We start from the raw sequence: 12,928 nt of genomic DNA on the forward strand, positions 1-12,928 counted from the left end.
GCATGTGCAGTCATATAAGTAGGAATTGATTAATATGAAAGCAAAGATATGAAGAAGTAGAATTAAAGAAAAGACGGCATCGCCGAGACGCTTACTGAAATTGCTCTGATATCGCCTATCTATCATACTATTTTGTCTTATCTCTCATGCAAATAGAAAGTAGATATGTTAGTGTTCATGTAGTTCCAAGATTAATCTCATGTAGTTCCAAGATCAGTTTCAACCGGTGAAACAAAGTGTTTCATGCCTTGGAACAAAGTGTTTCAAGCAATGAAACAAAGTGTTTCGTACGGTGAAACAAAGTGTTTCAAGCGTTTGAAACTATTTGAAACACCTGTTGAAGTTCTTTGGAGCACCTATCTACTTGATTAACTTGACTGTAGCTACTGTTTCGCTTAACCTGTTCTTTCAGGAAGTACTAAATCGTTTTTCAGCCGACAATGCATGAGTTATCAGCTATTAACGCCTGATTGTCCAACTATTAACAACTGACACATCAATCATTAATAACTGACACAACAGGCGTTAACATCCTGAATGCAAGGAGTAAGTAGAAAAAAAGATGTATTATGGCATACATACAAAGTGAGAGCAACCGCTTGCTCTCATACTGCCACCACACTTGCTACAATCGCTGTAAGGCCGATGGATAAAGGGATACAGACCAATAGTTAGAGCATGAGAGCAAAACCTATGTTTAATTCATGTGGAGGGATATTTCTATCCCAGTAACTTATCAATGATAAAATGACCGATGAAAAATAAATCACCCATGAAGACAACACTGAATATCAGAAAAGCGATAGCGGTACTCCAGCGATAATCCCCTTCGTCCTCCCCGCGCTTGATACGCAGCAGGGAGCTATACAAGCAATCGCCCGCAATGAACAGCACAAACAGACTCGGTATCAAGTCACCCCACGATACCAACCACAAGTTATCACCCTTTCCCATCAGGAAGGTCAATGCTACGGCCAACAGGAAGACAGAAGCATACTGCAAATCTTTTCTCTTCGAATTCATAGCGGTCATATTTAAAGTACTTTTCACAAAGATATCGAATCTCTTCCAATAATCCTTATCAATTCCATCTAAAAAAGATTATGTCTGATCAGAAGGTTCGGACGGACCGCTCCCCGCTCTGGCGGATTTCTTTTTCAGCCGGCCACTCTTTTTCAGCGCCTCGGCAATAATCCACTGAAGTTGTCCGTTTGTACTGCGAAATTCATCGGCGGCCCATTTTTCAATGGCATCCATCGTCTCGGCATCTACACGCAAAACAAAACTCTTGATTGAAGATTCTTTTTTAGCCACTACTTTCTTACCTTCTTTTTTTATTGATTAATGATTCAACGTACCTGTATTGACTACCGGCTGCGCAGCTTCATCCGCACAAAGAACTACAAGCAGATTGCTGACCATCGCTGCCTTCTTGTCCTCGTCCAATTCCACAATTTCCTCTTCAGAAAGTTTATGCAAAGCCATACGTACCATAGATACGGCACCCTCCACAATCTTCTCACGGGCACTGATAATAGCCGAAGCCTGCTGACGACGCAACATAACCGCCGCAATCTCAGGAGCATAAGCCAGATAGTTGATACGAGCCTCCACAATTTCCATTCCAGCCATTGCCAGACGCTCGTTAAGCTGATGCTCCAGCTGGTCGTTGATTTCATCCCCTCCGCTGCGTAAGGTCAACTCATCCGCATTCGCCTCATTATCATCGTAAGCATACAACCCCGCCACCTGACGAAGAGCAGCATCACTCTGCACACGAACAAAATCTTCAAAAGCATTCATTCGTCCGGCAACGGTTACGCTCATCTGTCCGGTTCCTTTGTTATCCGCCATCGTCTGCGCATCGATTTCGAACATTGCCTTATACGTATCTTTCAGTTTCCAGACAAGCACCAGCCCTATCAAGATAGGATTACCGATTTTGTCATTCACCTTTATAGGTTCTATATCCAGATTACGGGCGCGCAAAGAAAGTTTCTTCTTATTCATGAAAGGATTCACCCAGAAGAAACCGGTTTCCGTAAACGTACCCTTGTACTTTCCGAAGAATACCATTGCCCGGGCTTCATTCGGTTCCTGAGAAAAATATCCCGGAATCATCATAACAGCCGCTGCAATAAAGAGGATCAGCAGCAAGAACAAAACAATACTCCCTTTAAAAAGGAGAAAACTCATCACAACCAAAAGGGGGAGTATCGCCAAATTAATAAACAAGGCTACAAACCCATTAATAACCACGTCATTGTACTGAAATTCTTTTGCATCCATAGCATTATATTTTGATATTATTTTGATATCACAAATATATCACTTTTTAATTTTACAATGCAAGAAGAAAGACTCTTTTTTCTCGGTTATACATCATTTTTAACTAAACAGCAGTCATCCGATACTAAACAAATTTAAAAGGTGAAGAAAATAAGGGGTTATCTCAAACTAAAACGGACATGTACTTTGAGGTATTTAAGTTTATTGTTATTTTTGCAGGGTATGAACTTAATACCTTAGACAAGTAAAATATAAAACGACCTATAAAATGAGAAAAGTAAGTTTAGCCCTGCTCCTCTGCCTTCTCTGCCTCGCCGGAATGGCACAAGGACAAAAGGCACTTGATTTAAAAGATATTACCTCCGGACGTTTCCGCCCGGAAAACATTCAGGGAGTCATCCCTATGCCCGATGGGGAGCACTACACACAAATGAGCGCCGACGGTACGCAAATCATCAAATACTCATTCCGTACAGGAGAAAAGGTAGAAGTGATTTTCGACGTAAACCAGGCACGTGAATGTGACTTTAAGAATTTCGACAGCTACCAGTTCTCACCCGACGGTGACAAACTGCTGATTGCTACCCGAACAACCCCGATCTACCGGCATTCTTACACAGCTGTACATTATATATACCCTTTGAAACGAAATGATAAGGGAGTTACGACAAACAACATTATTGAACGGCTGTCCGACGGCGGACCTCAACAGGTCCCCGTCTTTTCTCCGGATGGGACGATGATCGCTTTTGTGCGTGACAATAATATATTCCTCGTGAAGTTGCTCTACGGCAACAGCGAAAGTCAGGTTACCGAAGACGGCAAGCAAAACAGCGTTCTCAATGGTATCCCCGACTGGGTATACGAAGAAGAATTCGGTTTCAACCGTGCTCTGGAGTTCAGCGCCGACAATACCATGATTGCTTTCATCCGCTTCGACGAATCGGAAGTTCCTTCCTATTCCTTCCCGATGTTCGCAGGTGAAGCACCGCAGATTACTCCTTTGAAAGATTATCCGGGCGAATATACGTATAAGTATCCGAAAGCAGGATATCCGAATTCGAAGGTAGAAGTACGTACGTACGATATCAAATCACACGTGACCCGTACGATGAAGCTCCCGATAGATGCAGACGGATATATTCCCCGTATCCGCTTCACGAAAGATGCCAGCAAACTTGCTGTCATGACACTGAACCGTCACCAAGACCGTTTCGATCTTTATTTTGCCGATCCGCGTTCAACTCTCTGCAAATTAGTGTTGCGTGATGAATCACCTTATTATATTAAGGAGAATGTCTTCGACAATATCAAGTTCTATCCCGAAACTTTCAGTCTGCTTAGTGAGCGTGACGGTTTCAGTCATCTGTACTGGTACAGCATGGGTGGCAACCTCATCAAGAAAGTGACCAACGGCAAATATGAAGTGAAAGATTTTCTGGGTTATGATGAAGCAGACGGTTCGTTCTATTATACCAGCAATGAGGAAAGTCCTTTGCGCAAAGCTGTCTATAAGATCGACAAGAAAGGCAAAAAACTGAAACTGTCTCAACGTGAAGGCACCAACACACCGCTTTTCAGCCAGTCGATGAAGTATTACATGAACAAATTCTCGAATCTGGATACTCCTATGCTCGTTACGCTGAACGACAATACAGGCAAAACCTTAAAGACGCTCATCAACAACGACCAACTGAAGCAAACGTTATCCGGTTATGCGATTCCGCAAAAAGAGTTCTTTACTTTCCAGACGACGGACGGAGTGACTCTGAACGGATGGATGATGAAGCCGGCCAATTTCTCCGCATCCAAGAAATATCCGGTACTGATGTACCAATATAGCGGACCGGGTTCACAACAAGTACTGGATACTTGGGGAATCAGTTGGGAAACTTACATGGCAAGCCTCGGTTACATTGTTGTATGCGTAGATGGTCGTGGCACAGGAGGTCGCGGAGAAGCGTTCGAGAAATGCACATATCTCAAAATCGGTGTGAAAGAAGCCAAAGATCAGGTTGAAACGGCTCTCTATCTGGGTAAACAGCCTTATGTGGACAAAGACCGTATCGGAATCTGGGGATGGAGCTATGGCGGATACATGACATTAATGAGCATGAGCGAAGGAACTCCGGTGTTCAAAGCCGGTGTAGCTGTTGCCGCACCTACCGACTGGCGTTTCTACGACACCATATACACGGAACGCTTTATGCGTACTCCGAAAGAGAATGCGGAAGGATACAAAGAGTCATCTGCTTTCACACGTGCTGATAAACTGCATGGCAATCTGTTGCTGGTACACGGCATGGCAGATGATAATGTTCACTTCCAGAACTGTGCAGAATATGCCGAACATCTGGTACAGTTGGGCAAGCAGTTTGATATGCAAGTATATACCAATCGCAACCATGGCATATACGGCGGCAACACCCGTCAGCATCTATATACACGATTAACCAACTTCTTCCTGAATAACTTGTAATGGCTGACAGAGTGCGTAAGCCCGAGTGGCTGAAAATAAATATCGGCGCCAACAACCGTTACACCGAAACTAAAAGAATAGTCGACTCCCACTGCCTGCATACAATATGCAGCAGTGGGCGTTGTCCCAATATGGGAGAATGCTGGGGAAAAGGAACCGCCACATTTATGATCGGGGGGGACATCTGTACCCGTAGCTGCAAATTCTGTAATACGCAAACCGGACGCCCGCATCCGCTGGATACCAACGAACCCACGCATGTGGCAGAGTCTATCGCCCTCATGAAACTAGATCATGCGGTAGTTACCTCAGTAGACCGTGACGATCTGCCTGACTTGGGAGCCGGACATTGGGCACATACGATCCGTGAAATCAAACGACTGAATCCGCAAACCACTATCGAGGTGCTGATACCCGATTTCCAGGGTAGAATGGACCTGGTCGATCTGGTCATAGAAGAGAATCCCGACATTATCTCTCACAATATGGAGACGGTAAGACGTATCAGCCCGCTGGTCCGCAGTGCTGCCAACTACGATACCAGCCTGCAAGTAATCGGTCATGTTGCCGGAAGCGGAATCAAATCGAAAAGCGGTATTATGGTCGGGCTGGGAGAAACTCCCCGGGAAGTAGAAACAATCATGGACGATCTGCTGGCAGTCGGCTGCCAGATTCTTACGATAGGACAATATTTGCAGCCTACGCACCGGCATTATCCGGTTGCCGAGTATGTGACGCCACAGCAATTTGCCGCTTATAAAACAATCGGATTAGAGAAAGGATTCAGCATTGTAGAAAGCGCTCCTCTTGTCCGCTCGTCCTATCATGCAGAGAAACACATACGATAGAAAACAAAACACATTCCCTATTTGTTTTATAGGTAAAACCGGCAAATAAACATAAAGATGGATCATAAAGGAACACTTTCTTCCGCGTTTAACATGTCATTGGGTTTTATCCCCGTTATTATTTCCATTTTATTGTGTGAATTTATAACGCAAGACACGGCTATTTACATCGGTACTAGTATAGGTATCGTAGGGATATACCTATTACTACACCGCAAAGGAACGCTGATCCCTAATTTTATTCTTTATATAGCTACCGGAATGCTGGCACTGCTCTCGCTCGCAGCCTTGATTCCCGGCGACTATGTTCCGCCCGGCGCCCTGCCCCTTACACTGGAAGTCAGTATCCTCATTCCGATGCTGATACTCTACATGCATAAAAAAAGATTTATCAATCACTTTCTGAGACAGATAGGCTCCTGCAACAAACGCTTGTACGCGCAAGGAGCAGAGGCTGCCGTTGTCTCAGCACGCTTTGCATTGATCTTCGGCATATTGCATTTTATCATTATCAGCATTGTGGTAGCCTGTCAGGACCCTTTAAGCCAGACAAGTCTGATGGTACTTTACAAAGTATTTCCACCTGTCGTATTTGTGATGGCTATCCTGTTCAATCAGATCGCTATCCGGTATTTCAACCATCTGATGTCGCACACGGAATATGTACCTATAGTCAACACCAAAGGAGACGTAATCGGGAGAAGTCTTGCCATAGAAGCGCTCAACTATAAAAATACATATATCAATCCGGTCATAAGAATAGCCGTATCCACTCACGGGATGCTGTTTCTTTGCGACAGACCGATGAACGCTATTCTGGACAAGGGGAAAACGGACATACCAATGGAATGTTATCTCCGCTATGGTGAATCGCTCACCGAAGGAGTCAACCGTCTGGTACACAATGCGCTCCCACAGGCAGCAGAAGATATCAAGCCACAGTTCAACATCGTCTATCACTTTGAGAATGACATAACCAACCGGCTCATCTATCTCTTCATCGTCGACATTAAAGATGATTCTATCCTTTGTACTCCCCGCTTTAAGAACAGTAAGCTATGGAATTTCAAGCAGATAGAAGAGAATATGGGCAAAGGCTTTTTCAGCAGTTGCTTCGAAGATGAATACGAACACTTGAAAGATGTTATTTGTATAAGAGAAAAATACAAGGAATCTTAGATAATTCGGGAACATGTCCTTTCCAGTCTTTCACTGTACGAGTTTGTATCAACTCACCTTCACAAGTGATATTGGCAGCAATGCATAGTTTTGTCTGCGGACGGCAGTTCTGCAATATATCCTCTATCATCTTATGATTCCGGTAAGGAGTTTCGATGAATAGCTGTGTCTGGCTTTCGGCGTAGACGCGTTGTTCCAGTGTCTTCAGTTTCCTGGCCCGTTCGCCCGGTTCTATCGGCAGATAGCCGTGAAAGGCAAAGCTCTGTCCGTTAAATCCCGAAGCCATCACAGAAAGAATGATAGATGACGGGCCTACCAGGGGAACCACTTTCAACTTCTTGCGCTGGGCAATGGCAACTACATCTGCTCCCGGATCGGCAACGGCAGGACAACCTGCCTCTGAAATCACCCCCATTGAGGCTCCATCCGCCAAAGGTTTCAGATAACCGGAAATGTCTTCGGGAGAAGTATGCTTATTCAGCGGATAGAATGTCAGCGAATCAATGTCAATCTCCCGATCAACCTTCTTCAGAAAGCGACGGGCAGAACGAACATCCTCGACAATAAAATGCCGGATACCACGAATAATCTCCGTATTATAAGAAGGCAACACCTGTTCAAGAGGTGTATCGCCCAATGTGACAGGCAACAGATAAAGAGCAGTTTCCACTTTGAAAATGAAGAATTAAGAATGAAGAATTAAGAATAATAAATTTGGCGGATCAGAGTTTCAGGTAGCCCGATTCCTCAAACATATTCTGATAATCGGTAAGCTCTAACAGATCCTTTATTTTAAGGTCCTTATGCTTTTTCATATACGATGCGATAATCCGCGCACCCACCCACGAACCGATCAATGCAGGCGCTTGTCCTCCCAGCATGTCAACAGTCGGCGCCGGTTTCATATAGTAACGGATCACCATCGGGTCTCGTGCATGCAAGTGATCGTTTGCACAGATATACTCCCAGATGTCCTTCTCATTTTTCTTGCACCAGTCGTTTTCCTGCTCCGAATACCCCATCACCTGACCGATATCTTCATAACCGAGCAGATGCTGCACGACGTAATTGATTTTGCCGGAATGCATCATCAGATCGACCAGGCAAGTACCTTCGTGATAGTTCAGTCCGTAACGGCTGAGAAGATAGAATGAGAAACAATCCGGTACAATCCGTTCCGGGCGCATCGAAGCACATTGATAATCGTAATAGAAACGTTTATAAAGAGGATAGTCTTCTCCCATATACTTATCGAGGCTGATCCCCAGCAAGGTATCCACCAGAATAATCGATTCATTGAATGCGGATATCTGCGAATAAATAAATGGTACTTTCGTGTCGGGAACCTCCTTCTTCAGTTTCCGGAATCCTTTGGTGAGTCCTTTTTCTACTCCGTCAAGATTAGGATATTTCGCTTCGACATCGCTCAACAAACGAAGCAATGTACTGTCCGAATAGAACTTTTGCAGTCGTTGTGAAATGGTGTCGTCCTTCACCGTACCGATAGAAAGCACATCTTCTATCAGAATCTTTGTCGGCTGCCGATAGTCCATAGTCAACTTCTGCATAGCAGAAAAGCTGTTGGAGCGAACATATTCGCTCAACAGCTTATCGTATCTCAGAACAGAAATCCCTTCATCTTTCTGCTCCGCAACCTTTCCTGTGCTTAAGCCGCAGGAGGCGAAAAGCATACCTATTAATATAGTAAGAAGAGAGATCCGTAGTTTCATAACTTTTTATCCGTAAATGATATTACCATTTTCGTCCATGTACTCATCCAGTCCTTTCTCGTAAGTAGCCATTGCACGAAGACTCATACCTACGCTGGAGAAACCACCGTCATGGAATAAGTTCTGCATAGTCACCTTACGGGTGAGATCGGAGAACATGACGATACAATAATCGGCACATTCGTCAGCCGTTGCGTTTCCGAGCGGAGACATACGGTTAGCAAAGTCGTACAGTTTATCCATACCTTTCACTCCCGAACCGGCTGTAGTGAATGTAGGCGACTGTGAAATCGTATTCACACGTACACTATGCTCACGTCCGTAGATATAACCGAAGCTGCGTGCGATAGATTCCAGCAATGCTTTGGCATCTGCCATGTCATTGTAACCGTAGAAAGTACGCTGTGCAGCTACATAACTCAAAGCTACAATAGAACCATAGTCTGCAATAGCATTCAGCTTCTTGGCAGACTGGATCATTTTATGGAATGAAACAGCTGAAATATCCAATGTTTTATCCAGCATTCCATAGTCAAGGTCATCATAAGTACGTTTCTTGCGCACGTTAGGAGACATACCGATAGAGTGCAATACAAAATCAATTTGTCCACCCAGTACATCCATAGATGTCTTGAATACGTTCGACAAATCTTCCACACTGGTAGCATCTGCCGGCACTACCTGACAGTTCAGTTTTTCAGCTAATGCATTGACTTCTCCCATACGGATAGCCATCGGAGTATTTGATAATGTAATGATCGCACCTTCTTCTACGGCACGCTCTGCTACTTTCCAGGCGATAGACTGGTCGTTCAGGGCACCGAAGATAATTCCTCTTTTTCCTTTCAACAAGTTGTTACTCATATCTTCTAATAGTTAAATTTTGTGCAAAGATAGTATCTTTCTGCATAAAAACACGAGAAGTGTGCAAATATTAGACATAAATGACAAAAAATACACGTATTCTATCAATAACTCCACATCCGCCTGCAGTTTCCCCCCTATCTTTGCCAATGATAATTAAGAGGTTTTTTCATAATATTTATTTAAGGTTAGAATTAGGTTAACATGAATTGGTCTTATTCCTTTCCGGCAGGCCGCCTGCGAGAGGTCGCCTGCCGAGGGAGATAAGCGTTATGAGAAAACCATCTTAGCAATCAGAAAAGAGAAATACCAGAAAAACAATAAATGTATAACCCTATAGAAATAGTTACTAAATGAACACAATGACAAGAAGACTCCTCTGGATGGTCGTATGTTGTTTGCCGTTTATCTCGGGATGCAAACAAAGTGAGTGCGCAATAAGCGAGAACGCAATAGACGACACCATTTACCAGAATTTACCTTTCGATATGCCGAAAGTGCAACAGCCGGTTTTTCCCGCTTATGAGGTAAATATCTCTAAATTCGGAGCCAAAGGGGACGGAATGACCCTGAATACGAAAGCCATCAATGATGCTATAAAAGAAGTAAACCAGCGTGGCGGAGGTAAGGTGATTATCCCGGAAGGTACCTGGTTGACCGGCCCTATCGAACTGCTCAGCAACGTGAATCTTTATACGGAACGGAATGCACTGGTACTCTTTACGGGGGACTTCGAAGCATATCCTATTATCCCGACTTCTTTCGAAGGACTGGACACCCGCCGTTGCCAATCACCGATTTCAGCACGCGACGCCGAGAATATAGCCATCACAGGATATGGAATATTTGACGGCAACGGAGATTGCTGGCGCCCGGTGAAGAAGGAAAAGCTAACTGCTTCGCAATGGAACAAACTGGTAAAATCGGGTGGTGTGCTCGATGCGCAGGAAAGAATCTGGTACCCTACGGCAGGTTCGCTGAAAGGTGCAATGGCTTGTAAAGACTTTAATGTACCCGAAGGCATCAATACAGACGAAGAATGGAATGAAATCCGTGCATGGCTGCGTCCGGTATTGCTCAGTTTCGTAAAAAGTAAAAAGGTACTGTTGGAAGGTGTCACTTTCAAGAACTCACCGAGTTGGTGTTTACATCCGCTATCTTGCGAAGATATTACGGTAAATAATATTCAGGTGATCAACCCCTGGTATTCTCAGAACGGAGACGCACTCGACTTGGAATCTTGCAAGAACGCGCTGATTATCAACAGTGTATTCGATGCGGGAGATGATGCGATCTGTATCAAATCCGGTAAAGACGAGAACGGTCGTCGTCGCGGAGAACCTTGTCAGAATGTAATTGTAAAGAACAATACAGTGTTGCATGGACACGGCGGATTCGTGGTAGGCAGCGAAATGTCCGGTGGTGTGAAGAACATCTATGTAGAAGATTGTACCTTTCTGGGCACTGACGTAGGTCTGCGCTTCAAGAGTACACGCGGACGGGGTGGTGTTGTAGAAAATATCTATATCAACAACATCAACATGATCAATATACCGAACGAACCGTTACTGTTCGACCTGTTCTATGGTGGCAAAGGAGCCGGAGAAGAATCGGAAGAAGATCTGCTGAGCCGTATGAAAACAGCGATTCCTCCTGTTACCGAAGAGACTCCCGCCTTCCGTGATATCCATATTTCCAATATTATTTGCAGAGGTTCGGGCCGGGCAATGTTCTTCAACGGACTTCCGGAAATGCCTATCCGCAACGTAACAGTGAAGAACGTGGTAATGACAGAAGCTACCGACGGGGTTGTTATCAGTCAGGCAGACGGTGTCACACTGGAAAATATTTATGTAGAATCCACCAAAGGAAAGAATATTCTGAACGTCAAGAGTGCCAGAAACCTGAAAGTCGACGGCGAAACTTATGAAGAGATTGACGCAAAAGGACAGATATTGAATTTCAAATAAGAGATTCCACCACAGATACATAGTTATAAATGCTGGTTTTAGAGAGAGGGAAAGCTTTAAGGAACGTAGACTAATCCTATTTCATTTTGCAGAGAGCTGTTTGAACCTACGTTTTTAAGAGAATAATCAGCATTAATCTATGGCGTCTGTGGTTAATCGCAGAAAACCACAAAATCATTATATAGAGTAAAAAGCTCAAATAGCAGACTAATTTATCCTCCAAAGATAAGCCGGTCTGCTATTTTTTCAACTACTTTTGCAAAGAGAAATACGACGTATCACATCATGTATTAAAATCATGAAGAAGAATATTTTTATCATAGCACTCCTTACCGGATGTTGCTCTTTATCTGCCTGGGCTCAAAAACAGGAGAAAACCATTACTGTAGAAGTAAATAATAACTGGAACCGGGCAAAGACGGATGAACCGGTAGTAATCAATTTACATGATCTGCATACCGGATTTAAAGTAAAGTCCGCCGTAGTCATGGAAGGAAGTACTGAAATCCCTTCTCAGCTGGACGACCTGAACAGAGACCGCAAGATGGACGAACTTGCATTCGTCACCAGCCTCCCTGCTCACGGTAGAAAATCCTTTCAGGTCACACTGTCTTCCGAAAAGAGTACGAAGACTTATCCGGCCCGGGTTTATGCCGAAATGTTTATTGCCGACCCGAGAAAAGGAAAGCATCAATCGGTGCAAGCGATTACTGTGCCCGGCACCAGCAACATATACAGTATGGTTCGCCCTCATGGTCCGGTACTGGAATCGGAACTGGTAGGTTATCGTCTTTACTTTAACGAAAAGCAGACTCCGGATATCTACGGTAAGTTCAATAAAGGACTGGAGATCAAAGAATCTCAGTTCTACCCTACTGATGAACAGTTGGCAAGAGGATTCGGTGACGATGTCCTCCGGGTATTCGACAGTTGTGGTCCGGGGGCTTTCAAAGGATGGAACGGAAAAAAAGCAACTCATATAACTCCTGTAGATACCCGCACGGAGCGTATTATCTCTTACGGTCCGGTGCGTGTCATTGCAGAAATCGAAGTGACAGGCTGGAAATATCAAAATGCGGAGCTGGACATGATGACCCGTTACACACTCTATGCCGGACACCGTGATCTTCGCATTGAGGCATTCTTCGACGAACCTATCAAAAACGAAGTGTTCTGTACAGGCGTTCAGGATATTGTCGGTACTGCGGAGTCTTACTCGGATCATAAAGGACTTGTCGGCAGCTGGGGAACAGACTGGCCGGTAAACGATACCGTAAAATATGCCAAAGAAACGGTAGGACTTGGCACCTGCATTCCCCAACGATATGTAAAATCGGAAGAGAAAGACAAAGACAACTACCTTTACACCATCACATCTCCGGGAAACAAATACTTACAGTATCACACCACTTTCACTTCTATGAAAGAAACTTTCGGATATAAAACACCGGAAGCATGGTTTGCTTACCTCCGTGAATGGAAAGAAGAACTGGCACATCCGGTAACGGTGAAAATAAAAGATATTCATTAAACAGAGCGTACAAATACAACTAAACAATCAAATACCGG

Annotated in this window: 11 protein-coding genes; 5 read left to right on the forward strand and 6 right to left on the reverse strand. The window is 44.2% G+C overall.

Features of this window, described 5'->3' with window-relative positions; genetic code table 11:
* Window positions 1–720: 720 nt before the first annotated feature.
* From BLW31_RS00005 to BLW31_RS00015, 3 genes are all read right to left on the reverse strand, one after another.
* A complete protein-coding gene (locus BLW31_RS00005) occupies window positions 721–1,023 on the reverse strand; it encodes a hypothetical protein (protein ID WP_022302283.1) in 303 nt (100 codons plus the stop codon).
* Between the two features lie 78 nt (window positions 1,024–1,101).
* On the reverse strand, window positions 1,102–1,314 hold the full coding sequence (locus BLW31_RS00010; RefSeq protein WP_010536792.1) for a type II toxin-antitoxin system antitoxin: 213 nt from the start codon (window positions 1,312–1,314) through the stop codon (window positions 1,102–1,104).
* Window positions 1,315–1,341: 27 nt separating this feature from the next.
* A complete protein-coding gene (locus tag BLW31_RS00015; protein WP_010536791.1) occupies window positions 1,342–2,289 on the reverse strand; it encodes an SPFH domain-containing protein in 948 nt (315 codons plus the stop codon).
* Window positions 2,290–2,557: 268 nt separating this feature from the next.
* Between BLW31_RS00015 and BLW31_RS00020 the strand changes: the two genes are divergently transcribed.
* The 3 genes from BLW31_RS00020 to BLW31_RS00030 are packed head-to-tail and all read left to right on the forward strand — an operon-like array spanning window position 2,558 to window position 6,795.
* Window positions 2,558–4,768 (forward strand): S9 family peptidase, encoded by a 2,211-nt coding sequence (locus BLW31_RS00020; RefSeq protein WP_010536790.1) that lies wholly within the window; start codon window positions 2,558–2,560, stop codon window positions 4,766–4,768.
* Window positions 4,768–5,616 (forward strand): lipoyl synthase, encoded by an 849-nt coding sequence (gene lipA, locus BLW31_RS00025; protein ID WP_010536789.1) that lies wholly within the window; start codon window positions 4,768–4,770, stop codon window positions 5,614–5,616. Before BLW31_RS00020 ends, lipA begins: the two co-directional genes overlap by 1 nt.
* A gap of 57 nt (window positions 5,617–5,673) precedes the next feature.
* Window positions 5,674–6,795 (forward strand): hypothetical protein, encoded by a 1,122-nt coding sequence (locus BLW31_RS00030; protein ID WP_010536788.1) that lies wholly within the window; start codon window positions 5,674–5,676, stop codon window positions 6,793–6,795.
* On the opposite strand, the gene BLW31_RS00035 is transcribed toward BLW31_RS00030, so the two are convergent.
* Genes BLW31_RS00035 through BLW31_RS00045 form a run of 3 tightly spaced genes read right to left on the reverse strand, consistent with a single transcriptional unit; the run spans window position 6,761 to window position 9,389 of the window.
* The gene (locus BLW31_RS00035) at window positions 6,761–7,465 is read right to left on the reverse strand and encodes an SAM-dependent methyltransferase (RefSeq protein ID WP_010536787.1); all 705 of its coding nucleotides are present in this window, start codon (window positions 7,463–7,465) and stop codon (window positions 6,761–6,763) included. The genes BLW31_RS00030 and BLW31_RS00035 overlap by 35 nt on opposite strands.
* A 52-nt stretch (window positions 7,466–7,517) precedes the next feature.
* Window positions 7,518–8,525, reverse strand: coding sequence for a gliding motility protein GldB-related protein (locus tag BLW31_RS00040; protein ID WP_010536786.1), 1,008 nt, complete (start codon window positions 8,523–8,525; stop codon window positions 7,518–7,520).
* Between the two features lie 6 nt (window positions 8,526–8,531).
* Window positions 8,532–9,389 (reverse strand): enoyl-ACP reductase FabI, encoded by an 858-nt coding sequence (locus BLW31_RS00045; RefSeq protein WP_010536785.1) that lies wholly within the window; start codon window positions 9,387–9,389, stop codon window positions 8,532–8,534.
* A gap of 353 nt (window positions 9,390–9,742) precedes the next feature.
* Here BLW31_RS00045 and BLW31_RS00050 point away from each other — a divergent pair, with 353 nt between their 5' ends.
* Together BLW31_RS00050 and BLW31_RS00055 are read left to right on the forward strand one after the other, a co-directional pair.
* Window positions 9,743–11,359 carry a glycoside hydrolase family 28 protein gene (locus BLW31_RS00050; protein ID WP_029425336.1) on the forward strand — a complete coding sequence of 539 codons (1,617 nt, stop codon included), beginning with the start codon at window positions 9,743–9,745 and terminating at the stop codon, window positions 11,357–11,359.
* 298 nt (window positions 11,360–11,657) lie between these two features.
* Entirely contained in the window at window positions 11,658–12,890 is a 1,233-nt protein-coding gene (locus tag BLW31_RS00055; protein WP_010536783.1) for a DUF4861 domain-containing protein, read from the forward strand.
* Window positions 12,891–12,928: the final 38 nt, after the last annotated feature.

The sequence above is a fragment of the Bacteroides faecis MAJ27 genome (assembly GCF_900106755.1).
Lineage (GTDB): Bacteria > Bacteroidota > Bacteroidia > Bacteroidales > Bacteroidaceae > Bacteroides > Bacteroides faecis.

What these genes read in the sequence shown, in the direction of transcription:
- BLW31_RS00045 (WP_010536785.1), bottom strand. Translation starts at nt 9,389, where the DNA reads ATGAGTAACAACTTGTTGAAAGGAAAAAGAGGAATTATCTTCGGTGCC.
- BLW31_RS00050 (WP_029425336.1), top strand. Translation starts at nt 9,743, where the DNA reads ATGAACACAATGACAAGAAGACTCCTCTGGATGGTCGTATGTTGTTTG.
- lipA (WP_010536789.1), top strand. Translation starts at nt 4,768, where the DNA reads ATGGCTGACAGAGTGCGTAAGCCCGAGTGGCTGAAAATAAATATCGGC.
- BLW31_RS00005 (WP_022302283.1), bottom strand. Translation starts at nt 1,023, where the DNA reads ATGAATTCGAAGAGAAAAGATTTGCAGTATGCTTCTGTCTTCCTGTTG.
- BLW31_RS00020 (WP_010536790.1), top strand. Translation starts at nt 2,558, where the DNA reads ATGAGAAAAGTAAGTTTAGCCCTGCTCCTCTGCCTTCTCTGCCTCGCC.
- BLW31_RS00030 (WP_010536788.1), top strand. Translation starts at nt 5,674, where the DNA reads ATGGATCATAAAGGAACACTTTCTTCCGCGTTTAACATGTCATTGGGT.
- BLW31_RS00040 (WP_010536786.1), bottom strand. Translation starts at nt 8,525, where the DNA reads ATGAAACTACGGATCTCTCTTCTTACTATATTAATAGGTATGCTTTTC.
- BLW31_RS00055 (WP_010536783.1), top strand. Translation starts at nt 11,658, where the DNA reads ATGAAGAAGAATATTTTTATCATAGCACTCCTTACCGGATGTTGCTCT.
- BLW31_RS00015 (WP_010536791.1), bottom strand. Translation starts at nt 2,289, where the DNA reads ATGGATGCAAAAGAATTTCAGTACAATGACGTGGTTATTAATGGGTTT.